Origin of the sequence: Alkalimonas mucilaginosa, assembly GCF_036327005.1 — a bacterium.
Taxonomy (GTDB): Bacteria; Pseudomonadota; Gammaproteobacteria; order Enterobacterales; family Alteromonadaceae; genus Alkalimonas; species Alkalimonas mucilaginosa.
Map to the genome: position 1 here is coordinate 80,473 of NZ_JAUGZK010000007.1, position 24,078 is coordinate 104,550.

Genomic DNA, 24,078 nt, shown 5'->3' on the forward strand with positions numbered 1-24,078 from the left:
TACTGCCAGCCTTTTGCTGTCGACAAGGCTGTATCTATGTTGAAAAAGTCCCCGTTTTCCCTGGCTGTGGTCAGTGCGCTGCTGTGTGGTTCGCTGCAGGCTGAAGGTTATAAGTTGTATGAGCAATCGGTCAGCAGCATGGGCACGGCCTATGCCGGCCGCGGTGCCCAAGTCACCGATGCCAGCCTGGTGTACTCCAACCCGGCGGCCTTAACCCGGTTGCAAGGCGCTCACTTTGCCGGTGGCATCAGCTTTGTTGGTGCCAGCAGCCGTTACTCGGATGCGCAAGCTTTCAGTGCCAATGGCCAGCCGGTGGCCGGGCGCAGCGATGGCAACAACAAGCTGCGTTCCGTGATCCCATTTTTGTTTTACAGCAACCATCTTAACGAGCGGCTGAGCTATGGGCTTGGTCTTTATGTGCCTTTTGGCATCGGTGCCGAGTACGACGATGATTTTGTCGGCCGTTATTTTGCCACTGAAACCGGCGTGCAGGTGGTGAGCGCTCAAGTCTCGCTGGGTTACCAATTGACCACTAACTGGTCGGTGGGCGCTGGTGTTTCGCTGAACCGGGTGAGCGGCGTCTTATCCAAATACAAAGATCACAGTGGCCTGTGCGAGTTAGGGGAAGCCGCAACCAATACGCTTTTTGGCGCGCCGGTCTACAACGATGCGTATTGCCACAGTCACTATGAGGTAAAAGGAGACGATCTGGCGCCTGGTTTTAGCTTAGGCCTGCATGGTGAGCCCTGGCAGGGCACCCGATTGGCCCTGATGTACCAATCGGCCATTCGTTTTACCCTGACCGGTGATTCGGTGATCAGCAATACTCCGATCACAGGTGCCAATGTGCAGGGGCATCCCGGCTATCTGGTGATCGCCCCACAGCTACCGGCCATTGATTTAACTACCGGCAAACTGGCCGCCATGCCACAGCTGACCGAAGCCAGCCAACTGGATTTAACCACGCCAGCCAGTGTTGCTTTTAGCCTGGATCAACAGTTGACTGAACTGCTATCGCTGCAGTTTAGCCTGGCCTGGACTGAGTGGAGCCGCTTTCAGAGCATTGATATCATCAGCGCCGACCAAAGCCCGAGCTTATCGCTGAGCACAGAGTTGCCACAAAACCTCAATGCGCCAGGCTATATTGGTTATATTCCGCAAAAATGGCAAAACAGCTGGTCCGCTGCAGTTGGGTTTAGCTTTCAGGCACAGCCGAACTTGCTGCTCAAAACCGGCCTGGCCTTTGATCAGAACCCGATCCGGCCCGAGCGCAAAACAGCGCGGATCCCAACCGATGACAGAACCTGGCTGACTCTTGGCGCCAACTGGCGTTTTTCTGCCAAAAGCAGCCTGGATGTCGCTATTGGCCATATGTGGATGCCCGGCGTTTCGGTCGATGAGTTTGAGTACAATGTGCAGGACCAGCCGTTGTACCAAAGCCGTTTTCAGGCCAACTACCGCAATAAGGCGCTGTTGATTGGTATGCAGTTCAATCGCAGCTTCTAAGGTGCTCTCATGGTATTTTGCTGCCAGCCAAGGTAAAATCCGCTGTCTTTTTGGCTGTGACCCCTGGAGTATGGCGTGAAATTACTGGCCCTGGATACCTCAACCGAAGCGTGCTCTGTGGCTCTGCTTGATGGCAGTGAGCTGCTTACGCTGGATGAAGTCTGCCCGCAGCAGCACAGCAAGCGGGTGCTGCCAATGGTGCAGCAACTGCTGACCGACAGTGGCCTTAGTTTAACTCAACTCGATGGCCTGGTGTTTGGCAAAGGCCCTGGCAGTTTTACCGGCGTGCGGATTGGCGTTGGGGTGGCGCAAGGGCTGGCCTTTGGTGCCGACTTACCGGTCTATGGTGTTTCGACCCTGGTTGCCATGGCGCAGGCTGCTTACCGGAAGTTACAGGCCAGCCAGGTGCTGGCAGCCATTGATGCCCGTATGGCCGAAATCTATTTTGGCCACTATCAGTTGGATGCCAATGGCCTGATGCAGCTGCAAGGGCAAGAGCAAGCGATTAAACCGGACCAATTGGCCCCGCTTGATTCCGATGAGGATTTTACTGCGGTGGGCACCGGCTGGCAGACTTATGCTGAAGTGTTGCAGCAATGGCAAGCAGCGCAAAGCAGCGATATTTTGTACCCATCGGCGCAGGATATGCTGCCGCTGGCCCGGCAGGCGTGGGATGCCGGTCACTTTGTGGCAGCAGAGCAGGCTGAGCCGAGCTATGTGCGGGATACCGTCAGCTGGCAAAAGCTGCCAGGGCGTTAGTGTTCTTTCTGGTTACTTGGCACTGCCGCCGACACTGGTTATACTTCAGCCAATCATTTATTCTTTGCTGAGCTACTGCCTTGAGTTTTAGTCTGGAAAATAATCTTGCTGCAACAGGCGTTGCCGGGATCTTTCGGGAGACCACGCCACGTCCTGACCGGCCGCAACAGCCAGCTGTTAACTCGGAACTACCGCAAGGGCAGGGCATCCGCCGCTCTGAAAAAGCACTGGATGCACTGGAGCAAAACCGCAGCCGGCAAAATGCCATGCCAGCTGGGGCTCAGGCATCCCAAAAAACTGCACTCTACCAGGATATTGCCAACCAGCAACAACGCTCTGAACTGCAATCCATGCTGGGCATTGACCTGTACGCTTAACTTTCCGTTTAAAGCAATCTGATCTTCTTGCTGGTCCCAATCGTAGAATGTTGCATTGCCTTCTATTGGATTGATCATGCCCTGTTGTTTAATTACTGGTGCCAGTTCCGGCATTGGCCGCCAGCTCGCCCTGGACTACGCCCGGGCCGGCTGGCAGGTGCTGGCAGTCGCCCGCTCAACCGATGCGCTGGAAACTCTGTCCGCTCAGCATAACGGCATCCGTCCCGTGGTGGCCGATCTGACCAGGGCCGAAGATGTGGCAGCGCTTTGTCAGAGCATCGCCGAATCAGGTCAGCCGCTTGATTTGGCGGTTTTAAATGCGGGGACCTGCATTTATGTCGATGCAGCCGACTTGCAGCTGCCAGACTTTGAGCAGACCTTTGCCATTAATTTCTTTGCCATTGTCCGGTTAAGCGCGGCCTTGCTGCCTTTGTTGCAGCAATCTGAGCAAGGGCGGCTGGCACTCGTAAGCAGCCTGGCGCACTATTTTCCTTTTACCCGTGCCGAAGCCTATGGGGCCAGCAAGGCTGCCGTCAGTTATTTTGCCGACAGTTTGCGAGTTGATTGGGCCGATAAGGGGGTGGCGGTGACTCTGATAGAGCCTGGCTTTGTCGATACGCCACTGACGCAGAAAAATGACTTTGCCATGCCGTTCTTACTCAGTGTCGACGATGCCAGCCAGCGGATGCTGACAGGGCTGAGCAAGGGCAAGCCTCGCATTCGTTTTCCTAAACGCCTGGTCTGGTCGCTGAATTTGCTACGGTTGCTGCCTTACCCGCTGCGGATCAGGGTAGCCGGGGGAATGAAACCATGAACTGGCGCGCCGTGATTGGTTTTGAACTTGGTTGGTTGGCACTGGTGTATTTTCAGCATCTGGCGATGCTGCCGGTGGCCATCTACCTGCTGTGGGCCTGGTGGCGCTTGCCGAGACCCAGGCAGATCCTGGTGTTGCAACTGGCGTTGTTAGGGATAGCTATCGACAGCGTCTTGGTGTTTACCGGGGTGTTGCAGTTTACTACTACCATCTGGTTGCCGGCCTGGTTTTTGTTACTCTGGTGTTTGTTTGCGCTGGCGGTAGTGGAAGCCTTTGCTGCCTTGCTCAAACCCCTTTGGCTGGCACCCATCCTTGGAGCTATTGGTGGGCCCCTTTCTTATCTGGGGGGAGCTGTACTAAGTGGTGGTCAGTTGCTGATGCCGTTGGGCTGGGTTTCCTGGGCTTGCCTGGTACTGATTTGGGCAGGGCTGGCCGCTTATTACGGTTCATTAAATAAGGAGCGATTGCATGCGCAAAAACTTGCTTAGTGTTGTTCTGCTGGCGTGGCTGTGGCCGGCTGCCGCCATGCCGGATTTGCAACTGGTTGGCGAGGGCAGTTTTCGCTATCTGTTCTGGCAACTGTACGATGCCCGCCTTAAAACCAGTGATGGTAGTTTCGATGGCTATCACAACAATGCACCGGTGCTGCTGGAGCTGACCTACAAACGCAACATCAGCCGTGACCAGTTTATTGATGCGACGGTGGATCAGTGGCAGCATCTGGGCCACAGCAGCACAGCGCAGCAGCAGGACTGGGCCAATCAGCTGAAAGGCATCTGGCAGGATGTCGGACGGGGCGATCGTTTGGCCGCTTTGTTGCAACCGGATATGACGGTGGATTTTTTCTTAAACGGCGAAGCGATAGGCAGTGTGACGGATACCGAGTTTGGCCCCTTGTTTTTTGATATCTGGCTGCACCCGGATACCAGTGCACCAGCGCTGCGCCGCCAACTGCTGGCGGCGCGTTAACCGGTTATTTGGCCGATTGCTGAATAAAGCTCATGATGCGTTTGGCAATATCAATGTTGTCCATAAAGCCGGTGAACTGCTCTGCGCCGGCGCCATAAGCCATCACAGGTACATCAGCGGCGGTGTGGCCTGAGGTGGTCCAGCCGGTACGGGTAGCCTGATTAATGTAGCCATTTAAAAGGCTGTACAGCTTGGGTTGATCGTGTTGCGCTGCAAGTACGGCAGTCAGTTGCTCGTCAGTAAGTGGCAAGCCGGTCCAATGCCGCCATTGATCGGCCAGTTTAGCCGGCTCCAACGCCATCAGGCGTTCGGTAATTTCCCGAACTGTGTACTGCACACCATAAATTAAATCGGCGCGCCATTCGTAAATGCCATCGGCTGCCAGCGCCAGGCCGCCGGTTTCATGATCGGCGGTGATAATCAATAAGGTATCGGGGTTGGCATCAACAAAGGCCTTGGCCGATTGGATGGCAAGTGCAAAATCGTGCATTTCGGCCATGGCACAGGCAATGTCATTGGCATGGCCGCACCAGTCGATTTGGCTGCCTTCGACCATCAGCACAAAGCCTTGTGGCTGGCCTGATAACAGCTCCAATGCTTTTTCGGTCATTACCTGTAAGGGTGCTTCCATCTCCTGGTTTAACACCGAAGGTAGACCACCATCGGCCAGCAATGCCAGCGCGGGTGCTTGCGACAGCTGTGTCAACTGCTGCCAACTGTCGGCGTACTGGTAGCCTTCGGCCTGAAACTCAGCCACCAGATTGCGATCATCGCGGATAAAGTGCGTCAAACCGCCACCAAGCATCACATCCGGCACCAATTGGCCCTCAATACGAATATCAAAGAACTGATCGGCAATGGCATCCATATTACGACGGCTTGGGTTGTGGGCTAAAAACGCCGCTGGGGTGGCATGGTTGACCTGCGAGCTGGCAACAATGCCGTTGGCTTTACCCAGGCGTTTTGCTTGTTGCATCAGAGTACCAATCGGCAGATGCTGTTGATCGACCGAGATAGCCCCATTAAAAGTTTTCACCCCTGTTGCCAGCGCCGTGGCACTGGCAGCGGAATCGGTGACCAGGGTTTGATCGTCTGGCCAGGTGCTGGAGATGCCGGTCCAGAGCTCATCGTAAATGGTGGGCTTGATTTGTTGCTGTTTGCCTTCGGCCAGAAAATAGCGGTAGGCGGTTAGATAATTGGCACCCATGCCATCACCAATCATAAAAATAATATTGTTGGGCGCTGCCTGCTCTGAAGGCGTTGGGGCTGGGGTTTGGGCGCAGGCACTCAGTAAGGCGATGGCCGCGAGCGGAAGGGTGAAGCGATACATAATGATTCCTGTCAGAAGACACAATGTGTTCAGTGTACAGAATTGTGGGCTATTCGACAAAAACATCGGCTAAACCCCACTTTTGTTGCGATAGTCAGAAAAAATGCAGTGATGTGCTGTATAAAAGTTGGACAGCCTGAACTTTCATGGCATGCTGTACTCAGATGATTTGTAAGAGTTTGTAATCACCATTTGATTTGAATGCAAGTCGATGAGGTTTGTATGACGCTACCAACAAAAATAATTCAAGCGTGCCTGCTTTGTTGTGCCTGCTTGCTGCTGCCACTTAAGGCTGAAATAGCGGCAGAGCAACAATCTTTCTACGAGCAACTTCGCTACTATGCTGAGCATCCGCTTCGCTCTGATGAACACAAAGCCCGAAACCCTCACCGTAACCCAGTGGACACGCTGCTGTTTTTTGATGTTGAGCCACAGCATCAGGTGTTGGAAATTTGGCCTGCTCGTGGTTGGTATACCGAGATCCTGGCGCCTTATTTAACAGAGCAGGGGCAATTGACCATCGCGCATCACCGCCAGTTGCAATTAGATGCGGATAACGAACGGCAACGCTTCTGGGCTCGTATCAGTCGCCAGTTGTCCGATCGCATCCAGCAACAGCCAGAACATTTTGGGGCCGTGAAGCAACTGGCGTTTGATCCGCCGGAACTGCTGCAACTTGGGCAAGAAGGACAGTACGACAGGGTACTGAGTTTTCGCAATGCGCATATCTGGGATCAGAACGGTACCTTGTTGCAGAGTCTGCAGGAGTTTTTCCGGGTGTTGAAACCAGGTGGTATCCTTGGCATGGTGGAGCACCGGGCCAGCCGGATATCCGATATTAGCAGCTTTGCCGGTGAAGGCTACCTGGATGAGGCCTACATTATTATGGTCGCTGAAGTTGCCGGCTTTGAGCTGCTGGATCGCAGTGAAATCAATGCCAATCCGCTGGATAGCCGTGATCATCCTCGTGGTGTCTACAGCTTACCGCCCACCCTAGCATCAGGCTCTGAAGATCGCGAGCGTTTTTTGGCCATTGGTGAAAGTGACCGTATGACATTAAAATTTATCAAACCAGAGTATGCTTCGCCCCCTCCTTATGCAGTACAGCCATAAGTTCTTGCTGAATAACCTTGAGTTGGCTGCGCTTAGTAGCAGTGAAACGCTGTCTGTCCAGCCGATACTCTGTTTGCATGGCTGGCTGGATAATGCAGCCAGCTTTGTGCCACTGGCACACCATTTGCCTCAGTTGCCATTATTGGCACTGGAGTTTCCCGGCCATGGTCATTCATCACACCGCAGCCCGGATGCAGCCTATTATTTTTTTGACTGGGTGCAGGACTTGGTTGTTCTTTGTCGACAGCAGCAATGGCAGAAACTGACCATCATCGGGCATTCGATGGGCGCTATGGTGGCAACAGCCCTTGCTGCCAGTTTTCCGGAGTTAGTCGCTCGGCTTGTGCTGATAGACAGCCTGGGTTTTGTGGTAGCGGACGAAGCAACCGCAGCTCGGCAATTGCGTGCTGGCATCGAATCACGTTTAAAGCCACGCTCAAGACGAAGCCCTTGCTACCCAAGTCTCAAGGCTGCAGCAGAAGCCCGGCAAAAACAAAGTGACTTTTCACTGAGCGAAGCTCTGCTGCTGGCTGAGCGTGGTACCGTGCAGCAAGCCGATGGTTTTCGTTGGCGGGCAGATATGCGACTAAAGCAACAGTCGGTGTATCGGTTAAGCCCGTCGCAGGCCCGCAATTTAATCGCGGCAGTAGCGTGCCCGGTACTGGCAGTTCTGGCGCAAGATGGTATGTTTAACAAGCAGACTGAAGCATGGCAGCATCATTACCAGCAGCTTACCGTAGATAGTGTTCCAGGTGGCCATCATTGCCATATGACTGCAGCCAGGCAGGTTGCCGCCAGTATTCAGCAATTTTTATCTGCCGCATCCTGAGGTAAGATAACAGCAAGCGGATTGTGGCCTGACCACTTTTGTGGGAAGATAATTGGCTAGAGTAAAAACTCTGAATGGGTGTTGCTGCATTGACAGCCAGAGCAAGCCATAATAAAACAGAATAAAACATTATTAAGACAAGAATTTTTAAGGAGAGGACGGTGGAGCAAGTTTGGTTAAAACGTTACCCAGCCGGCGTACCTGCAGAAATCAATGCCGATCATTATCATTCCTTGCTGGATATTATTGAGCAGAGCATCAATAAATTTCCGGACCATACGGCCTTTATTAATATGGGCAAAAGCATCACTTACCGTGAGTTGGATAAGTTGAGTAAAGCTTTTGCGGCTTATTTGCAAAAAGAGCTGGGGCTTGGCAAAGGCGATGCCGTGGCGATCATGATGCCAAACTTGCTGCAGAACCCGGTAGCTATCACCGGTGTATTGCGAGCTGGTTGTACCGTGGTCAATGTGAATCCTTTGTACACACCACGCGAGTTGGAGCATCAGCTCAATGACTCTAAAACGAAAGCCATCATTATTGTCGAAAACTTCGCACATACGTTGGCTGCTGTGCAGAAAAAAGTAAAAGTAGAGCATGTCATCCTGACCCGGATGGGCGATATGCTTGGTACGGTAAAAGGCACTATTGTCAACTTGGTGGTCAAGCACGTTAAAAAACTGGTGCCTGCCTACCAATTAAACAATGTGATTGCGTTCAAAGATGTATTGGAAAAAGGCCAGCATCTGAAGTATCAAATGCCGGATGTTGATGGCAGTGACTTGGCCTTTTTACAGTACACCGGTGGCACCACAGGCGTTTCCAAAGGGGCTATGCTGACACACCGTAACATGGTGGCCAACCTGGAACAGGCTTCAGCCTGCCTGGACCCAGTGCTGGAAGAAGGCAAAGAGCAAGTGGTGACCGCATTGCCGCTTTATCATATCTTTGCACTGACTGCGAACTTCCTGGTCTTTATGAAGTATGGCGGTACCAATTTACTGATCACCAACCCGCGTGACATGCCTGCTTTTGTGAAAGAGCTAAAAGCTTTTTCTTTTACCGCTTTGACCGGGGTGAATACCTTGTTTAATGGTCTGATGAACACGCCGGGTTTTACTGACATTGATTTTAGTCGGCTGAAAATTTCATTGGGTGGCGGTATGGCCGTGCAGCGGCCGGTGGCAGAGCGTTGGCAAAAGCTAACGAAAACCCGCTTGCTGGAAGGCTATGGGTTGACCGAATGTTGTCCATTGGTGACACTGACACCATACGATGTCGATGGTTTTACCGGTAGCATCGGTTTGCCGGCACCATCCACCCTGATCCGTATTGTGGATGAAGAAGGCAAGGACGTAGCAGCCGGCGAGCCTGGCGAAATGATCGTACAAGGGCCGCAGGTAATGAAGGGCTACTACAACCGCCCGGATGAAACCGATAAAACCATCAAAGATGGCTGGCTTTATACTGGCGACGTTGCTCGGATGGACGAGGAAGGCTTCTTCTACATCGTGGACCGCAAGAAAGACATGATCCTGGTGTCTGGCTTTAATGTGTTCCCGAACGAAATTGAAGAAGTGGCAGCCATGAACGATAAAGTGCTGGAAGTTGCTGCGGTTGGAGTGCCGAATGAAGCAGCAGGTGAAGTGGTGAAACTCTTTGTGGTGAAGAAAGACTCATCATTGACAGCCGAGGAACTCATTGCCCACTGCAAGCAGCATCTGACTGGCTACAAAGTACCGAAACAGGTTGAGTTTCGCGATGAGCTGCCTAAAACCAATGTGGGTAAAATTTTACGCCGGGAATTGCGGGAGTCTTAAGTTCTGATAAAGCCATTACTGCAACACAACGACAGCCTGCAGCAATTTTGCGCGCAGGCTGCAACCAAACCGTTTTTGCTGCTCGATACTGAGTTTATCCGCCAGAGTACTTTGCAACCTAAACTGGGTTTAATCCAGTTGTACGATGGTGAGGAACTGGTGCTGGTGGATCCTCTGGCCATCAGCGACTGGCAGCCGCTGCGAAACCTGTTAGCCAATACCCAAGTGACCAAAGTGATGCATGCTTGCATGGAAGATTTGGATGCTTTTCAAACCATAGGTATTGAGTGCATTGCCCCTTTAATCGATACTCAAATGGCTGCGTTATTGTTGGGGCAGGGTAGTAGTGTTGGCTTTGCTGCTTTGGTAGAGCAGGTCACCGGCACCAAACTGGATAAAGGGGAGTCCAGAACCAATTGGTTGGCACGGCCGCTGCGTGATGCACAGCTTAGTTACGCCGCCAATGATGTGCTTTACTTGTTGCCGGTTTATCAGCAGCTTGAGCAGCAACTTACGGCTGAACAGTATCAATTATTGCAGCAAGAGGCGGAGCAACTGCAACTCAGACGCAGTATGCAATGGCCTGATCAGCTTCGTTTTATTGATGTGAAGAATAGCTGGCAATTAGCACCTCGTGCTTTGGCCATACTACAGCAACTGGTGGTGTGGCGGCTGGATTATGCCAGAAGCAAAGATCTGGCCTTGGGGCTGATCTTTAAAGATGCTCAGCTGTTTGATATTGCCCGCAAAGCTCCGGCCAGCTTCGCTGCCTTGCAGGCAATTCCGGGACTGCCAGAGCGCGAGCTTAAACGTCATGGCCAAATGGTGCTGCGTATCGTGGCGCAAGTCTTAGATACCGATCCGGCCTTGTGGCCACAACCGGCTTATCACCGGGAACACTTTGCCGGGTACCGGGAAGTGACCGCACAAATCCGGGATAGCGTGCAGCAGGCCGCCAGACAGCATCAACTACCGGCTGAGCTGCTTGCGACTAAACGGCAACAAACCGAGTACCTGAACTGGTGCTGGCGAGTGTCGGATGCGGAGCGTCAAAGCCTGGCAGTACCAGAAGTAGTGCGTGGCTGGCGCCAGGCATTGCTGCAGCCTTTACTGCCCTGGCCTGCACATCTGAACCAGAGTTAAACGAATTTTATACGTACAAAGGCTGAGTTGGATCAGCCTTTTTTTTGCATTATAACAAGTTAATTTTTCAACTATTTTTCATGTGATCGTCTTTTTGAATGGTGGCGTAAAGTTTGAGCAACCTCCAATCAATAAGGGTATTTATATGAAAGGAATAACACGTCTTGCTATCTCTACAGCGATAGTCACTTCATTGGCTGCATGCAACAGCAGCTCCGATCGTACTGACCCGCCGCCACCACCACCACCACCTCCGGTTGTGGATGCATCTTTACGGGTTATACACGCTGTCTCTGATGCACCAGCGGTTAACATTGTTGCCAATGGCGATGTGGCAGTGGCGGGCCTGGACTACGCCGAAAGCTCAGAGCGGTTGGCGTTGGCGCCAGCTACTTATAGCATTGCTGTCGATGCGCTGTTACCAACTGATGAAGCACTCACTGTGATTGGTCCGGTGGAGCTGGCTTTGGAAGAAGCCACCAACTACAAAGTCTTTGCTGTAGGCTCTGTGGTGGCCGATAGTATTATGCCTGTGGTCGTGACCTCGGACATCGAAGACATCGCAGAGGGCAACATTCGTCTGCAGGTGGTGCATGCCGCTGCTGCCGCTCCGGCAGTGGATATCCATGTCACAGCTCCTGATGACGATTTAACCGCTCCACTTGCAACACTGGATTTTGCTGAATTTACCGGTGCAGTCGATGTACCTGCTGGGAATTACCGGGTGCGTATTACACTGCCTGGTGAAGATACCGTGGTGTTTGATAGTGGTGCTTTGGATTTAGCTGCCGGAACCGATCTGGTAGTTGCAGCCATCAATAGCCGCTTTGCTGGTGACTCACCGGTCTCTTTGCTGGCTGTAGCACCAGATGGTACTTTTTTTGATGTGCTGGATGCGAACAGCAAGTCCGCAGTACGGGTGATCCATGGGGTATCGGATGCACCGGCTGTCGATGTGTTGGTGAATGACAGTATACGGCTGGTCGAAGATTTATCTTTCCCGGATTTCACCGGTTACCTCACTGTTGATCCAGATGAGTACAATGTCAAAGTAGTGGCTAATGCAGATAACAGCATTGAAGCCTTTGGTGCGGACCTGAACTTAGCGGCGGGTGCCTTTTACAGCGTGCATGCTCTGGGTTCCTTCGGTGAAGGAGATATATCGCCTCTGGTATTGGCAGATACGCCGCGTCGTGTAGCAACCGAGGCCAAAGTGCGCATTATTCATGGCTCTTTCCTGGCTCCAAATGTGGATATCTATGTGACACCCACTAACGATATCAGCGATGCTGAGCCAGCCTTCAGTGACGTGCCCTTCCTGGCAGAAACCGGTTATGTATCCCTGCCAGCAGGTTCCTTTGTAGTCACAGTGACACCGACTGGCACCAAAGATGCCGCTATTGGTCCGGTTACGTTGGATCTGCAAGCCAATCGTATCTATACCGCTATTGCGCGTGACGGTGTCGATTTAACGGCAGACTTTGGTTTAATCCTGATGGACGACTTTGTGCCGGAAGATTAATTCTGTGCTGGCATCCTGACTGATGTGCAGTTTGGCCCACCGTAACAAGTGGGCCTTTTTTATGCTGTGTAATAGGAACTAACGCTTTTCATCCGGGAAACTCACGTTGAGTTCAAGCACCGAAAGCTCATCGGAGCGCTGCTCCAGCGAGACTGAGATTTGATCCGCTGGGATATCAACGTATTTGCGGATCACTTCCAGAATATCACGCTCCAGTTGAGGCAGATAATCCGGACCAGAACGCCGGTTACGCTCATGCGCGACAATGATTTGTAGCCGCTCTTTGGCGGTACTGGCACTTTTTTTCTTGGTGGAACGAAAATAATCCAATAATGACATCTAGCTAACCTCCAAAAATCCGTTTTAGCAGTCCTTTTTTCTCCACTGTTAAGAAGCGGAAATCGACGGTATTGCCAAGCAGGCGGCTCACTGTATCAAGATAAGCCTGGCCGGCATCACTGTCTTGATCCAGTGTGACCGGCTGGCCAGAGTTGGATGCGTTCAGAACGGCCTGTGATTCCGGGATCACACCAATTAACGGAATGGCCAGAATTTCCTGCACATCTTCCACACTGAGCATCTCGCCTTTGGCAACCCGCTCTGGGTTGTAGCGGGTGAGTAGCAGATGTTCTTTAATGGCATCTTCACCGCGCTCGGCTCGGCGAGACTTGCTGCTGAGCATGCCTAAAATGCGATCCGAGTCGCGCACGGAAGATACTTCCGGATTGGTGACTACCACGGCTTCATCGGCAAAATACAGCGCCATCATGGCACCGGCTTCAATGCCTGCGGGTGAGTCACAAATAATGAATTCAAAGTCTTTCGCCAGCTCGTGCAAAACTTTTTCGACACCTTCTTTGGTCAGGGCGTCTTTATCACGGGTTTGTGAGGCGGGTAAAATAAACAGGTTTTCGACCCGTTTGTCTTTAATTAAGGTTTGTTTCAGATTGGCTTCACCGTTGATGACATTGACGAAGTCATAGACCACACGGCGCTCACAACCCATAATCAGATCCAGGTTGCGTAAACCAATATCAAAATCAACAATCACGGTTTTGTGGCCGCTAAGCGCCAAGCCTGTGCCAATAGCAGCGCTGGAGGTTGTTTTGCCAACTCCGCCCTTTCCTGAGGTAACCACGATAATTTTAGCCATGGTAAAAGTTCCTTCCTACAAATCGGTCAATTATTAGTACAGCTCGCTAATAGCAATGCTGTCGTCCTGCATACGAATACAGGCTGCTTTATTCCAAAAATCACCCTGCAAACTGTCACTTAGCCAATAATGGCCGGCGATGGACACCAGCTCGGCTTGCAGGTTGTGACAAAAAATACGCTTGCTGGTGTCACCACTGGCACCGGCAATAGCTTTACCGCGCAAACTGCCGTAAATATGGATATTGCCATCGGCGATCACTTCAGCGCCGGCTCCCACCGCGCCGCGTACAATCAAATCCGCACCCTTGGCATAAATCTGTTGGCCAGAGCGAATGTTTTGCTCTACCACCTTGGTATGCATAGGGACCAGCTCGGTAGGTACTTCAGCAGAGTTTTTAACGGGCTCGGTTGCGACAGCCTTGCTGTCCTGGCCCAGCCGTAACACAGCAAGCCCCGCTTGCTGTGCCTGTTGCTTTTGTTCGGTATCGGCACCTGTTACTCCGACCAATACCAGCTTTAATTGTTCAAATAGCTGTTTTAGTGCTATAAAATCAACGGCCTGATGCTCGGGTGTCAGTTGGATCACCATGGCAGCCTGATGAAAAAAACCAGGTGCCTGAGCCAGCTTTTGTTGCAGGGAAGTGCGCAGGCCAGCAACCGACAAGTCGTGGCTACGGATGACCGACAGCGGGAACAGGCTGCCTTTCAGCTCAAAGAATGGTTCGGACATAGTTTGTAATGATCATCTCAATTGGTTGAATGCAGCGCACACTCAAAGTGTTGTTTTCATTGTCATGCAAGAGCAAGGCTGGCACCGCACACAGACATGCTGGAACAGTCGATGTGGTAAGGAACACCCTTTGGGTGAATTTCATCCTGTTAACTCAGCTTCAGGGCGGGAAGCGCGGTACAAGCCAATGGCTTCATGGTATAGTTTAGCGCTGTGTTAGGCAAGTTCGATTAGAGTGATTTTACGCCATGCTGTGTGCTATCTATAAAAGTCCAAACAAAGATCAGACCTATCTCTATTTGGAACGCAGGGATGATTTTGCTGCGGTGCCTGCGGCCTTGTTGGCCAGCTTTGGCAAACCTGAATTGGTGACACTGATTAATCTGGATAATCGAACTTCTTTGGCTTTGGCGGATCTGACTAAGGTAAAGGCAGAGCTAACCAACAAAGGCTACTACCTGCAGTTGCCTCCGCCACCAGAAGATTTGCTGGCAGAGCACAAAGCATTCATGCAAACAAGATCGTAAAAGGGAGTGTTATGCGGATAAATTCCTGGTTTAAAGCCACAGCTCTGAGTGCGTTGTTGGCTTTTCCTGTCCTGGCTAAACCTAGTTTCACCGAATATGCTGAAGGGTTGCAGCAAGAAGCTGTCGAGCGTGGCTATGATGCCGCTCTGATAGAGCAGGTTTTTGCCAGCCTGCAATACCACGAGCGGGTAGTGACGGCTGATCGCAATCAGCCGGAGCGAGTAGAAACCCTGGATACCTATTTACCTAAGCGGGTCAGTGAAACCCGTATTCGTATGGCGCGGGAACGTTATCAGCGCTATGAAGAGCAACTGAAGGAAGTGGAGGCGCGCTATGGGGTGCAAGGCCGCTTTATTATTGCTTTGTGGGGGCTGGAAAGCAGTTTTGGCCGTTTTATGGGCAATCATTCGGTGCCCTCATCGCTGGCGACCCTGGCCTACGAAGGCCGGCGCGAAGCTTTTTTCCGCAGCGAGTTTTTCCATGCGCTGGATATTCTGGCCGCGGGCCATATTGAGCTGGATGAGATGAAAGGCTCCTGGGCTGGCGCTATGGGGCAAAGCCAGTTTATGCCCAGTTCCTTCTTATCCTATGCTCAGGATTTCGACGGTGATGGCCGTAAAGATATCTGGGGCAATCAGATGGATGTGTTTGCCTCCATAGCCAATTATTTGAAAAGCCTGGGGTGGGATAACAGCCAGACCTGGGGGCGGGAAGTAAAACTGCCTGAGAATTTCTCGATGGAATACACCATTCCAAGAGGCACCCCCAACCGGGCAGCCTGGTTGCGGGAGTGGGCCCGGACCGAGCGCACCCTGGCTGAATGGCAAGCATTGGGGGTACGGCGGTTGGATGGTCGCGACTTACCGGAGCGTGATATCAAAGCTGCGCTGATCTTGCCGGATAATGAAGGTGGTCGTGCTTATTTGGCCTATGATAACTACAAGACCCTAATGCACTGGAATCGATCCTATTATTTCGTTACCAGTGTTGGTTACCTGGCCGATTTAATCATAGCGGACCAATAGGTCCTTAAGCAGCGGGTGGTGTATGTACCAGCATCGAACGATTTGTGGCGATAAGATTGACTTGCCCATTGGCAAAGTGATTTGTATTGGTCAGAATTATCAGGACCATATCGCTGAAATGAAAAGCCAGGTTGCTGCTGAGGCCTTGTTTTTTATTAAACCAGCCTCTGCCCTGGCAGATTTAACGCTACCGGTAGCCATTCCTCTGCAGCACGGTGCTGTGCACAACGAAACGGAACTGGCGGTGCTGATTCAAGCCCCGCTTCGCAAAGCGGCTGTCGAGCAAGTAGCACCGGCAATTTGGGGCTACAGTCTGGCACTGGACCTGACGTTGCGGGACATTCAAACCGAGCTGAAGCGGCTGGGCCGGCCCTGGGAAATAGCCAAAGGCTTTGATGGGGCTTGTCCGGTCGGGCCTTTTTTGCCCCAGGCCCAAGTGAAGCATCCGCAGCAGTTGGATTTCAGCCTGGCGGTCAATGGCGAGCTGCGCCAATCCGGCACCACCGCCACCATGATCCGTGGTATTCATCAGATGATCAGTGAAATGTCGCACTGGTTTAGTCTGCAGCCCGGAGATATCGTGCTGACCGGAACTCCTGCAGGCGTTGGGCCTTTGCAACCAGGCGATGAGTTGCAACTGCAACTGGCCGACTTACTGACCATTTCGACCAAAGTGGTGGCGGCATGAATCTGGCAGAGCGTTTCTGGGAGCATAAATCTCTGGCGGAGATGACACCGCAGGAGTGGGAAGCGGTTTGCGATGGTTGCGCCAAATGCTGCCTGAATAAATTCATTGATGATGAGGGGCCAGAGCTGGATTTTGCGCCGACCGATCAGCTGCATGACGATGAAGAAGTGCATTACACCAACATTGCCTGCCGCTATCTGAACTCGCACAAATGCGAGTGTACCGAATACCAAAACCGAACCGTGCTGGTGCCGGATTGCATTGAACTGACCAAAGACAATCTGAAAGACATCTTTTTTATGCCGCCCTCTTGCAGCTATCGTCGCTTGCATGAAGGCAGAGGTTTACCAAGCTGGCATCCACTGCTGAACAATGGTAAAAAAAGCCTGATGCATAAAAAACAAATGTCGGTGCGCAACAAAACCATTTCGGAAGCTCAGGTCGACATGCACGACTTTGAGGATTTCATTGTGCGCTGGCCACTGAACGACCTTGATTGAGGCTAAATGCGCTTAAAGCAGATCCGGCTGGCGGGGTTTAAATCTTTCGTCGACGCAACCTCGGTGCCTTTTCCACAGCAAATGACAGCAGTGGTTGGCCCCAATGGCTGTGGTAAATCCAATGTGATTGATGCGGTGCGCTGGGTGCTGGGGGAAAGCTCGGCCAAAAACCTGCGTGGCGATGCCATGACCGATGTTATTTTCAATGGCTCGTCACAGCGCAAACCCGTGTCTCAGGCCTCGGTTGAGCTGGTCTTCGAAAACACTCAGGGCCGGGTGCAGGGATCGATGGCTGATCGCAGTGAGATAGCCATCAAGCGCTTAGTGACCCGTGATGCCCAATCCAGTTATTTCCTTAATGGCAGTAAATGCCGCCGCCGGGATATCACCGATATTTTTCTTGGCACCGGCCTTGGGCCCCGCAGTTATGCCATCATTGAACAAGGCATGATTTCGCGACTGATTGAATCCAAACCGCAAGAGCTGCGGGTGTTCATTGAAGAAGCGGCTGGTATTTCCAAATACAAAGAACGGCGGCGTGAAACCGAAAATCGCATCCGTCACACCCGGGATAACCTGGATCGCTTATCCGATGTGCGGGAAGAGCTGGGTAAAAATCTCGATAAGCTCAAGCGTCAGGCCAGTGCGGCAGAGCGTTACAAAGAGCTGAAAGCCCGTGAGCGCACTTTAAAAGCGGAGGTGACCGCTTTGCGCTGGCTTAAATTCCATCAGCTGCAAACTCAGCTGGAGCAGCAACTGGCCGCAGAAGAAACCGAGCTGGAAAAATACCAGGCTGCGCAAATGGGCGATCAGCGGGTGTTGATTGAACTGAAAGAGCAGCAGCAGGATTTGCGCCAGCAACAAGCCATCGAGCAGGAAAGCTTTTATCGGTTGGGGGCGGAAGTCAGCCGTATCGAACAACAATTGTTGCACCAACGCCAGCAGCGTCAGTTGCGCAGTACCGAGCTGGATAAAGTGCGGCTGCACTTGCAGGATGCCAAAGCCCACTTGCTGTTGGAGCAGCAACAACTGGCAGAGCAGCAGGCACTGTTGGAAGAGGTACTGCCAGAACAGGCGATCTGTGAGGAGCAGGTCTGTCAGTTGCAGCAACAGCTGGAAACGCTGGAATTGGCACAGCAAGAAGCCGACCAAGGCTGGCAAAGCTGGCAGCAACAGCAGTTTCAGTTACAGCGACAGCAACAGCAGGTGCAACTGCAACTGGCCAATGCCCAGCAGCATTACCGTCAAAGCCAGCAACGCGCAGACAAGCTGCAGCAACAGCAATACGAGCTGCAAAGCCAACTGGCCGCTCAGACAGATACTGGCTTAGAGCAGCAATGGCTGCAGGCCAAAGCAGACACGGAGCTGCACGCAATCCGGCTGGAGCAGGCCAGTCTGGGGTTGCAGCAAACACAGCAGCAGCTGCAACAACTGGAGCGCCAGCACGACCGTCTGCAGTTGCAATGTCAGCAACTCAGGCAGGAGCAGCAGCGACTGGAGCAGGCGCAACAACAGGCCAGTCAGCAGCCATTGCTTAGCCAGTTGCAGGTGGAGCCTGGCTGGGCCGAAGCTGTGAGTCTGGCGCTTGGTGCCTTGCAGCAAGCCGCTTTACGTACTGGCTGGCCAGAGAGCCTGACACAGGCGATGCTGTTAACCGAGCCCCCAGCGCAATCGTTTCGTCAGTCGTCAGGCCCTTGTCTGGCTGATAAAGTGCAGGGTACCGCGATACCCGATTATTTTTACCGTATTCTGTTGGCTGCGGATGATGCCAGTGCGCAGCAGCAACTGGTGACCTTAACCGATGGCTACACCTTGATGACTGCCGCCGGCCATTGGTATGGCCGCAATTGGTGCCTGGTCGCAGGTCTGGATGAGCAGGACAGCTATCTGGCACGGGCTGAGCGTTTAATCGAGTTAACGGCGGAACTGACCAGATCGCAACAACAGGAAGACACTTTATCCGCGGAACTGTTAGCCACTCAGCAGCAGCTAAGTCAGCAGCAGCAAACCCTTGCATCTTGCCAGCAGGCGTACAAAGAGGCCGGGCAGCAAGAGCAGGAAGCCCGTACCCAGTGGTTGTTGCAGCAACAGCAAATGCAGCAATGGCAGCATCAGCAACAGCAGTTGCAGCAGGAGTTGCAACAACTGACCGCGGAGTTGGAAGAGTCTCTGATGCAACAAGAGGGGCTGACTGAACAGTTGCTGCACCATGAAGATGAGCTGCAGCAGCATCAACGCAATGAACAGCCGCTGGAATTGAAACGGCAGACAGTGCAGCACCAATTACGCCAGCATCGATCAGGGCTCGAACAGCAGCAACAACAGTTGCAGCAACTGAATGTGCAACTGGCCAGCAGCCAGCGTCAGCTGCAACTGCTTGAGCAAAGCCTGGTGCGCAGTCGTCAGCAACAGCAGCACTTACTGGAGCAAGAGCAGCAGTTGCTGTTGCACAGTGAGGATGACGAACCCGATATAGCACTGCACGAGGCGTTGCAGGAGACTTTATTGCAGCGTGAAGCCGTGGAGTTGCAGTTGCAACAGCTGCAAAATCAGTTATCGGATTGTGAGCAGCGCAGCCGGGAACTGGAGCAGGGGCAGCACAGTATTCTGCAACTGGTGAACCAAAAGCGTCAGCAGTTGGAGTCATTGAAGCTGGATGCGGAAGGGCATCGCATTCGTGCCAACAACATGCTGGAGCTGTTGCAAGAACAGCAGGTGCAGTTAAAGCAAGTACTGGAGCAACTGGCCACCGATGCGGATGAGAAATCCCTGCAGACGGAGCTGGATAAAACCAGCGATGCGATAGCGCGCTTAGGGGCTATTAACCTGGCCGCTATTGACGAGTACCAGCAGCAGGCCGAGCGAAAAAGTTATCTGGACAGCCAGCATCAGGACTTAACCGATGCACTGGAAACACTGGAAACGGCTATTCGGAAAATTGATCGGGAAACCCGTCAGCGGTTTAAAGACACTTTTGAGCGAGTGGATCAGGGGCTTCGTACCTTGTTTCCTAAAGTATTTGGCGGTGGCAGTGCCTATCTGGAGCTGACAGATGATGACTTGCTGGAAACCGGCGTCAGCATCATGGCAAGGCCTCCCGGGAAAAAAAACAGCACCATTCATTTGCTATCGGGTGGTGAAAAGGCGCTAACCGCATTATCATTGGTGTTTTCGATTTTTCAGCTGAATCCAGCCCCTTTTTGCATGCTGGACGAAGTGGATGCGCCCTTGGACGATGCCAATGTCGGGCGTTTCTGTAATCTTGTACGAGAGATGTCGGAAACGGTACAATTTATCTATATTAGTCATAACAAAATAGCCATGGAGATGGCAGCTCAACTGATGGGCGTGACCATGCAGGAGCCTGGCGTGTCCAGGGTGGTTGCAGTCGATGTTGATGATGCAGTAAAAATGGCTGAAGCCTCTTAGAATCAAAAGGATCCGGGAATGGCGAGTGAATTACGTATAGCGCTTTTTATTTTGATAGCCCTGGCCATCGGGGCTTTGTTGTTGCATGGGTTGTGGACGGTTCGCAAAAATGCCAGCCAGAAACACCGTTTTTATCCCGGTCGGGATGACAGCACGGCCAACGGATCTTCCGATGCAGCCGATGGTTTTGACGAGTTTGGTGTCGGCAAAGTTCGGGTGATTAAAAAAGCTCAACCGGAATCGAGTCCGCAGCAAGCGGCAGTGCAAAGCAGCGAGGATGAGCGGTCTGAAACTCAGAGTGAGTTTGATTTTCAGGAGCCAGCAGAGCCACAATTGAATTTCAGTGCTCTGGATGAAAACGATGAACCGCCGGTTCGTGCTGCGCCTGTTGCCAGCAGCAACTCTGAGTCGTCAGAGCCGGCAGATGAAAGCCAGTCCAAAGCAGAGTCGGCACCTTCTGAAGTGCTGATCCTCTATGTGTTGCTGCCAGAAGGGCGGGAAATCAAAGGTCAGGATCTGCTGCCTTTGTTACTGACGCTTGGTTTTAAGTTTGGCGAAATGGATATTTTTCACCGGCATCAGGACAGTGCGGGCTCGGGTGAAGTACTGTTTAGTCTGGCCAATATGTTTAATCCGGGTACCTTTGATATTGAGCAGATGGATAAAATCAGCACCCGCGGGATTAGCCTGTTTATGGCTTTGCCGGGGCCAGGTGAGCCGTTGCAAAACTTTAACCTGATGAACAATGCAGCCAAGAAAATTGCTGAAGAATTCTCCGGTCAGGTGTTGGATGGCCAGCGCAGTGTACTTACCGTGCAGACGGTACGCCATTATGTCGAGCGAATTCGTGAATTTCAGCGTCAGCAATTGATCCGCGGCGCCCGTTAACTTGCCACAGGCAGCCCAACGGGCTGCCTGTTTTATGCCTGGCTTTATAAGAGTGATCTTCCTGTCATGACAACTCCGACGCAGTTCGATGTCGAGCAATTGCAGCAGCAATTGAATCAATACAGTTATGAATATTATGTGCTGGATCAGCCGAGTGTGCCGGATGCCGAGTACGATCGATTGTTTCGACAACTGCAAAGCTGGGAACAGCACCACCCTGAGTGGGTGCGGCCAGATTCGCCGACCCAACGGGTTGGTGAAAAGCCGCTGGGGCAATTTGCTCAGGTGCAGCATCAGGTACCTATGTTGTCACTCGACAATGCTTTCGCGGATGAGGACTTTCACGCTTTTTGCAAGCGAATGGCAGACCGGTTGGATTACAGCGGCGACTTTCGCTTTTGCTGTGAGCCTAAGCTGGATGGCCTGGCGGTCAGTATACGTTACGAGCAAGGGCAATTGGTGCAGGCCGCCACCCGTGGGGATGGCAGTACCGGCGAAGATATCACCAGTAATGTCAAAACCATTCGGGCAGTACCACTGATGCTACGGGGTAAGGATTGGCCGCCAGTACTGGAAGTGCGTGGCGAAGTCTTTATGCCGCTGGCTGGCTTTGAGCGCATGAATGACATTGCCAGGCGCCAGGCGGACAAAGTCTTTGCCAACCCGCGCAATGCTGCTGCCGGTAGCTTGCGGCAGCTGGACCCGAAAATAACCGCCAGCCGGCCTTTGATGTTTTATGCTTACGGCATCGGTGATGTGCAGGATCCGGCAGCATGGCTGGATAGCCGCAGTCACTACCAGCGGCTGCAACAGCTCAAAGGCTGGGGATTTCCGGTTTGCCCTGAAATTGCTGAAGTGCAAGGGGCTGCTGACGTATTGGCCTATTATCAGCGAATTGCTGAGCGACGGGCTGAGTTGCCCTACGAAATTGATGGCGTGGTGATCAAGGTCGATAGTTTGGCACAGCAACAGGCGTTGGGTTTTGTCGCCCGGGCACCACGTTGGGCCATAGCCTTTAAATTTCCGGCTCAGGAACAACTGACCACCTTACTGGATGTGGAGTTTCAGGTAGGGCGCACCGGCGCCATCACCCCGGTGGCCCGGTTGGCACCTGTGCTGGTGGGGGGCGTCACCGTCAGCAATGCAACCTTGCACAACCAGGATGAAATCAATCGTCTGGGCGTGCGGATAGGCGATACTGTTACGGTACGTCGTGCTGGTGATGTGATTCCGCAACTTGTATCGGTATTGACTGAGCGTCGTCCAGCCAACAGCCAGCCGATTGTATTCCCAACCGAATGCCCGGTTTGTCAATCCAAAGTGGAGCGGGTTGAAGGCGAAGCTGTCGCGCGCTGTACCGGTGGCCTTTACTGTGGTGCCCAGCGGAAAGAAGCACTCAAGCACTTTGTTGCCCGTAAAGCACTGGATATTGATGGCATGGGCGATAAGTTGGTTGAGCAATTGGTCGATCAACAACTGGTGCAAACACCGGCCGATATTTTCAGGCTGGACCTGCCGGCGCTGGTTGGGCTGGAGCGGATGGCTGAAAAGTCGGCCAGCAAATTACTGCAGGCGATAGAAGCGGCCAAGCAGACAACCTTGCCCCGTTTTATTTATGCCTTGGGAATTCGTGAAGTAGGCGAAGCCACTGCACTTAACCTGGCGCAACACTTTGGTGAGTTAAGCGCCATCATGCAGGCCGATGAAGTCGCCTTGCAAGCGGTGCCGGATGTTGGCAGTGTGGTGGCACAGCATCTGGTGGCTTTTTTCCAGGAACCACATAATCAGCAAGTAATTGCTGCACTGCTGGCAGCAGGGGTGCACTGGCCGGTTATTCGTGTGCAAGCAGTCGGTGAGCAACCCTTGGCAGGGCAGACTTTGGTGCTTACCGGCACACTCAGCAGCATGGGGCGGGATGATGCCAAGGCACGCTTGCAACGCTTAGGCGCTAAAGTATCCGGCTCGGTCTCGAAAAAGACCTATGCGGTGATTGCGGGTGAAAATGCGGGCTCCAAGCTCAGCAAAGCGGAAGAGTTGGGCGTTGACGTCTGGGATGAAACCCGGATGCAGGCTTTGTTTGAACAATACGGAGTGCTTTGATGGATTGGTTGCAAGAGATGTTGTTGCAATGGGGCGCTTTGTTTCGTCCTTATGTGCGGGATATTGCGTTGGCCATGGTGGCAACATGCCTGGTGGTGTTTGGTGATGATATCAACCGCTTTATTCGGCGTCAGATCCATAGTCTGCACTTTATCTGGCGTACACTGATTTTTGTACTGGTTTGTGCTTTTGGCTATGGCGCCGTGACCCTGTTTTTGACGCCTATTGTTGCCAAACAGCTGGCAGGGCTCAGTAATCTGTGGTTGCCCTGGGTGACCCTGGGTATCTTTACCTTGCTGGGTATCCTGGCACAGCGCAGGCGTCAGGCCTGATGCCGTCACAGCCCCACTTATGGCCACTGGATGAAGACGGTTTGGTGGTCATTCCGTTGCGGCTCTATTTACTGATTTTGTTGTTGTTACGCCCTATAGTGAGTTGGGTGCTGGCATTGACTATGCCAGAGCAGAAAGGCGAGATGCTGGCTTTCTTTTACCCCGAGCAGCAGCAATTCTGGCTGGCTTGCCTGTTAGCCATACCAACGGTTCTGCTCTGTGTCGCTCTGACGCAGCGACGGCCAAAAGGTCAAGCCGGCTGGTTTCGTCTCTGGCGCTGGGGGAAATGGTTATTATTGCTTAATTTAATCCCTGATTTGCTGTTAACTATCCGTGCTTTACCCCCTTATGTTGCTGTCGAGCAGCCCTGGTTACTGCTGGCACCATCCTTGTTGTTTGTTGCTGGTCTCTGGCTGGTACGAAGCCGCCGTTTACCCCTTATCTTCTCCGAATGGCCAGAGCCTGCCGGCGCAAAGCACTAGCTTTTTTGCATCTTTCTTAGCGACAACTAAACTAAGAGTC

Annotated in this window: 24 protein-coding genes; 20 read left to right on the plus strand and 4 right to left on the minus strand. The window is 52.6% G+C overall.

Annotated features, from left to right (window positions below; all coding sequences use genetic code 11):
- Nucleotides 1-36: 36 nt before the first annotated feature.
- From QWF21_RS10920 to QWF21_RS10945, 6 genes are all read left to right on the plus strand, one after another.
- Nucleotides 37-1,506 carry an OmpP1/FadL family transporter gene (locus QWF21_RS10920; RefSeq protein ID WP_330088088.1) on the plus strand — a complete coding sequence of 490 codons (1,470 nt, stop codon included), beginning with the start codon at nucleotides 37-39 and terminating at the stop codon, nucleotides 1,504-1,506.
- A 75-nt stretch (nucleotides 1,507-1,581) separates the two neighbouring features.
- On the plus strand, nucleotides 1,582-2,265 hold the full coding sequence (gene tsaB, locus QWF21_RS10925; protein WP_330088089.1) for a tRNA (adenosine(37)-N6)-threonylcarbamoyltransferase complex dimerization subunit type 1 TsaB: 684 nt from the start codon (nucleotides 1,582-1,584) through the stop codon (nucleotides 2,263-2,265).
- A gap of 80 nt (nucleotides 2,266-2,345) precedes the next feature.
- The gene (locus QWF21_RS10930) at nucleotides 2,346-2,642 is read left to right on the plus strand and encodes a hypothetical protein (protein ID WP_330088090.1); all 297 of its coding nucleotides are present in this window, start codon (nucleotides 2,346-2,348) and stop codon (nucleotides 2,640-2,642) included.
- Nucleotides 2,643-2,718: 76 nt separating this feature from the next.
- Nucleotides 2,719-3,456, plus strand: a complete 738-nt coding sequence (locus QWF21_RS10935) for an SDR family NAD(P)-dependent oxidoreductase (protein ID WP_330088091.1) — start codon at nucleotides 2,719-2,721, stop codon at nucleotides 3,454-3,456.
- Entirely contained in the window at nucleotides 3,453-3,944 is a 492-nt protein-coding gene (locus QWF21_RS10940; protein WP_330088092.1) for a DUF2878 domain-containing protein, read from the plus strand. The genes QWF21_RS10935 and QWF21_RS10940 overlap by 4 nt, the downstream gene beginning before the upstream one ends.
- Nucleotides 3,925-4,425, plus strand: a complete 501-nt coding sequence (locus QWF21_RS10945; protein WP_330088093.1) for a chalcone isomerase family protein — start codon at nucleotides 3,925-3,927, stop codon at nucleotides 4,423-4,425. The genes QWF21_RS10940 and QWF21_RS10945 overlap by 20 nt, the downstream gene beginning before the upstream one ends.
- Before the next feature lie 4 nt (nucleotides 4,426-4,429).
- On the opposite strand, the gene QWF21_RS10950 is transcribed toward QWF21_RS10945, so the two are convergent.
- Nucleotides 4,430-5,755, minus strand: coding sequence for an alkaline phosphatase (locus QWF21_RS10950; protein ID WP_330088094.1), 1,326 nt, complete (start codon nucleotides 5,753-5,755; stop codon nucleotides 4,430-4,432).
- Between the two features lie 222 nt (nucleotides 5,756-5,977).
- Between QWF21_RS10950 and QWF21_RS10955 the strand changes: the two genes are divergently transcribed.
- The 5 genes from QWF21_RS10955 to QWF21_RS10975 all read left to right on the plus strand — a co-directional run bounded on the left by QWF21_RS10955 (nucleotide 5,978) and on the right by QWF21_RS10975 (nucleotide 12,182).
- Entirely contained in the window at nucleotides 5,978-6,868 is an 891-nt protein-coding gene (locus QWF21_RS10955) for a class I SAM-dependent methyltransferase (protein WP_330088095.1), read from the plus strand.
- A 4-nt stretch (nucleotides 6,869-6,872) separates the two neighbouring features.
- Nucleotides 6,873-7,697 (plus strand): alpha/beta fold hydrolase, encoded by an 825-nt coding sequence (locus QWF21_RS10960; protein WP_330088096.1) that lies wholly within the window; start codon nucleotides 6,873-6,875, stop codon nucleotides 7,695-7,697.
- Between the two features lie 161 nt (nucleotides 7,698-7,858).
- On the plus strand, nucleotides 7,859-9,517 hold the full coding sequence (gene fadD, locus QWF21_RS10965) for a long-chain-fatty-acid--CoA ligase FadD (protein WP_330088097.1): 1,659 nt from the start codon (nucleotides 7,859-7,861) through the stop codon (nucleotides 9,515-9,517).
- Nucleotides 9,518-9,535: 18 nt separating this feature from the next.
- Complete coding sequence (rnd, locus tag QWF21_RS10970) at nucleotides 9,536-10,660, plus strand: ribonuclease D (RefSeq protein WP_330088187.1); 1,125 nt, start codon at nucleotides 9,536-9,538, stop codon at nucleotides 10,658-10,660.
- A gap of 145 nt (nucleotides 10,661-10,805) precedes the next feature.
- Nucleotides 10,806-12,182 carry a DUF4397 domain-containing protein gene (locus QWF21_RS10975; protein WP_330088098.1) on the plus strand — a complete coding sequence of 459 codons (1,377 nt, stop codon included), beginning with the start codon at nucleotides 10,806-10,808 and terminating at the stop codon, nucleotides 12,180-12,182.
- A 78-nt stretch (nucleotides 12,183-12,260) separates the two neighbouring features.
- On the opposite strand, the gene minE is transcribed toward QWF21_RS10975, so the two are convergent.
- From minE to minC, 3 genes are read right to left on the minus strand one after another with little or no spacing between them, the layout of a single operon-like run.
- Nucleotides 12,261-12,521 carry a cell division topological specificity factor MinE gene (minE, locus tag QWF21_RS10980; RefSeq protein WP_228591508.1) on the minus strand — a complete coding sequence of 87 codons (261 nt, stop codon included), beginning with the start codon at nucleotides 12,519-12,521 and terminating at the stop codon, nucleotides 12,261-12,263.
- Between the two features lie 4 nt (nucleotides 12,522-12,525).
- On the minus strand, nucleotides 12,526-13,335 hold the full coding sequence (minD, locus tag QWF21_RS10985) for a septum site-determining protein MinD (RefSeq protein WP_330088099.1): 810 nt from the start codon (nucleotides 13,333-13,335) through the stop codon (nucleotides 12,526-12,528).
- Between the two features lie 33 nt (nucleotides 13,336-13,368).
- Complete coding sequence (gene minC, locus QWF21_RS10990) at nucleotides 13,369-14,067, minus strand: septum site-determining protein MinC (RefSeq protein WP_330088100.1); 699 nt, start codon at nucleotides 14,065-14,067, stop codon at nucleotides 13,369-13,371.
- 248 nt (nucleotides 14,068-14,315) lie between these two features.
- On the opposite strand from minC, the gene QWF21_RS10995 reads away from it, so the two are divergent.
- The 9 genes from QWF21_RS10995 to QWF21_RS11035 all read left to right on the plus strand — a co-directional run bounded on the left by QWF21_RS10995 (nucleotide 14,316) and on the right by QWF21_RS11035 (nucleotide 24,038).
- Entirely contained in the window at nucleotides 14,316-14,594 is a 279-nt protein-coding gene (locus QWF21_RS10995) for a YcgL domain-containing protein (protein ID WP_330088101.1), read from the plus strand.
- A gap of 11 nt (nucleotides 14,595-14,605) precedes the next feature.
- A complete protein-coding gene (locus QWF21_RS11000) occupies nucleotides 14,606-15,619 on the plus strand; it encodes a lytic murein transglycosylase (protein ID WP_330088102.1) in 1,014 nt (337 codons plus the stop codon).
- A gap of 22 nt (nucleotides 15,620-15,641) precedes the next feature.
- The gene (locus QWF21_RS11005) at nucleotides 15,642-16,307 is read left to right on the plus strand and encodes a fumarylacetoacetate hydrolase family protein (RefSeq protein ID WP_330088103.1); all 666 of its coding nucleotides are present in this window, start codon (nucleotides 15,642-15,644) and stop codon (nucleotides 16,305-16,307) included.
- Nucleotides 16,304-16,807: a YcgN family cysteine cluster protein gene (locus QWF21_RS11010; RefSeq protein ID WP_330088104.1), complete on the plus strand. Its 504-nt coding sequence runs from the start codon at nucleotides 16,304-16,306 to the stop codon at nucleotides 16,805-16,807. The genes QWF21_RS11005 and QWF21_RS11010 overlap by 4 nt, the downstream gene beginning before the upstream one ends.
- Nucleotides 16,808-16,813: 6 nt before the next feature.
- Nucleotides 16,814-20,236 carry a chromosome segregation protein SMC gene (gene smc / locus QWF21_RS11015; protein WP_330088105.1) on the plus strand — a complete coding sequence of 1,141 codons (3,423 nt, stop codon included), beginning with the start codon at nucleotides 16,814-16,816 and terminating at the stop codon, nucleotides 20,234-20,236.
- An 18-nt stretch (nucleotides 20,237-20,254) separates the two neighbouring features.
- On the plus strand, nucleotides 20,255-21,124 hold the full coding sequence (gene zipA, locus QWF21_RS11020) for a cell division protein ZipA (RefSeq protein ID WP_330088106.1): 870 nt from the start codon (nucleotides 20,255-20,257) through the stop codon (nucleotides 21,122-21,124).
- 66 nt (nucleotides 21,125-21,190) lie between these two features.
- Entirely contained in the window at nucleotides 21,191-23,224 is a 2,034-nt protein-coding gene (gene ligA, locus QWF21_RS11025) for an NAD-dependent DNA ligase LigA (RefSeq protein WP_330088107.1), read from the plus strand.
- Nucleotides 23,224-23,556 carry a DUF3392 domain-containing protein gene (locus tag QWF21_RS11030; RefSeq protein WP_330088108.1) on the plus strand — a complete coding sequence of 111 codons (333 nt, stop codon included), beginning with the start codon at nucleotides 23,224-23,226 and terminating at the stop codon, nucleotides 23,554-23,556. The genes ligA and QWF21_RS11030 overlap by 1 nt, the downstream gene beginning before the upstream one ends.
- On the plus strand, nucleotides 23,556-24,038 hold the full coding sequence (locus tag QWF21_RS11035; protein ID WP_330088109.1) for a DUF2919 family protein: 483 nt from the start codon (nucleotides 23,556-23,558) through the stop codon (nucleotides 24,036-24,038). Before QWF21_RS11030 ends, QWF21_RS11035 begins: the two co-directional genes overlap by 1 nt.
- Nucleotides 24,039-24,078 lie beyond the last annotated feature (40 nt).

What these genes read in the sequence shown, in the direction of transcription:
- QWF21_RS10920 (WP_330088088.1), top strand. Translation starts at nt 37, where the DNA reads ATGTTGAAAAAGTCCCCGTTTTCCCTGGCTGTGGTCAGTGCGCTGCTG.
- QWF21_RS10935 (WP_330088091.1), top strand. Translation starts at nt 2,719, where the DNA reads ATGCCCTGTTGTTTAATTACTGGTGCCAGTTCCGGCATTGGCCGCCAG.
- QWF21_RS10940 (WP_330088092.1), top strand. Translation starts at nt 3,453, where the DNA reads ATGAACTGGCGCGCCGTGATTGGTTTTGAACTTGGTTGGTTGGCACTG.
- QWF21_RS10945 (WP_330088093.1), top strand. Translation starts at nt 3,925, where the DNA reads ATGCGCAAAAACTTGCTTAGTGTTGTTCTGCTGGCGTGGCTGTGGCCG.
- QWF21_RS10950 (WP_330088094.1), bottom strand. Translation starts at nt 5,755, where the DNA reads ATGTATCGCTTCACCCTTCCGCTCGCGGCCATCGCCTTACTGAGTGCC.
- QWF21_RS10955 (WP_330088095.1), top strand. Translation starts at nt 5,978, where the DNA reads ATGACGCTACCAACAAAAATAATTCAAGCGTGCCTGCTTTGTTGTGCC.
- QWF21_RS10975 (WP_330088098.1), top strand. Translation starts at nt 10,806, where the DNA reads ATGAAAGGAATAACACGTCTTGCTATCTCTACAGCGATAGTCACTTCA.
- minE (WP_228591508.1), bottom strand. Translation starts at nt 12,521, where the DNA reads ATGTCATTATTGGATTATTTTCGTTCCACCAAGAAAAAAAGTGCCAGT.
- minD (WP_330088099.1), bottom strand. Translation starts at nt 13,335, where the DNA reads ATGGCTAAAATTATCGTGGTTACCTCAGGAAAGGGCGGAGTTGGCAAA.
- minC (WP_330088100.1), bottom strand. Translation starts at nt 14,067, where the DNA reads ATGTCCGAACCATTCTTTGAGCTGAAAGGCAGCCTGTTCCCGCTGTCG.
- QWF21_RS10995 (WP_330088101.1), top strand. Translation starts at nt 14,316, where the DNA reads ATGCTGTGTGCTATCTATAAAAGTCCAAACAAAGATCAGACCTATCTC.
- QWF21_RS11000 (WP_330088102.1), top strand. Translation starts at nt 14,606, where the DNA reads ATGCGGATAAATTCCTGGTTTAAAGCCACAGCTCTGAGTGCGTTGTTG.
- QWF21_RS11005 (WP_330088103.1), top strand. Translation starts at nt 15,642, where the DNA reads ATGTACCAGCATCGAACGATTTGTGGCGATAAGATTGACTTGCCCATT.
- QWF21_RS11010 (WP_330088104.1), top strand. Translation starts at nt 16,304, where the DNA reads ATGAATCTGGCAGAGCGTTTCTGGGAGCATAAATCTCTGGCGGAGATG.
- smc (WP_330088105.1), top strand. Translation starts at nt 16,814, where the DNA reads ATGCGCTTAAAGCAGATCCGGCTGGCGGGGTTTAAATCTTTCGTCGAC.
- zipA (WP_330088106.1), top strand. Translation starts at nt 20,255, where the DNA reads ATGGCGAGTGAATTACGTATAGCGCTTTTTATTTTGATAGCCCTGGCC.
- ligA (WP_330088107.1), top strand. Translation starts at nt 21,191, where the DNA reads ATGACAACTCCGACGCAGTTCGATGTCGAGCAATTGCAGCAGCAATTG.
- QWF21_RS11030 (WP_330088108.1), top strand. Translation starts at nt 23,224, where the DNA reads ATGGATTGGTTGCAAGAGATGTTGTTGCAATGGGGCGCTTTGTTTCGT.
- QWF21_RS11035 (WP_330088109.1), top strand. Translation starts at nt 23,556, where the DNA reads ATGCCGTCACAGCCCCACTTATGGCCACTGGATGAAGACGGTTTGGTG.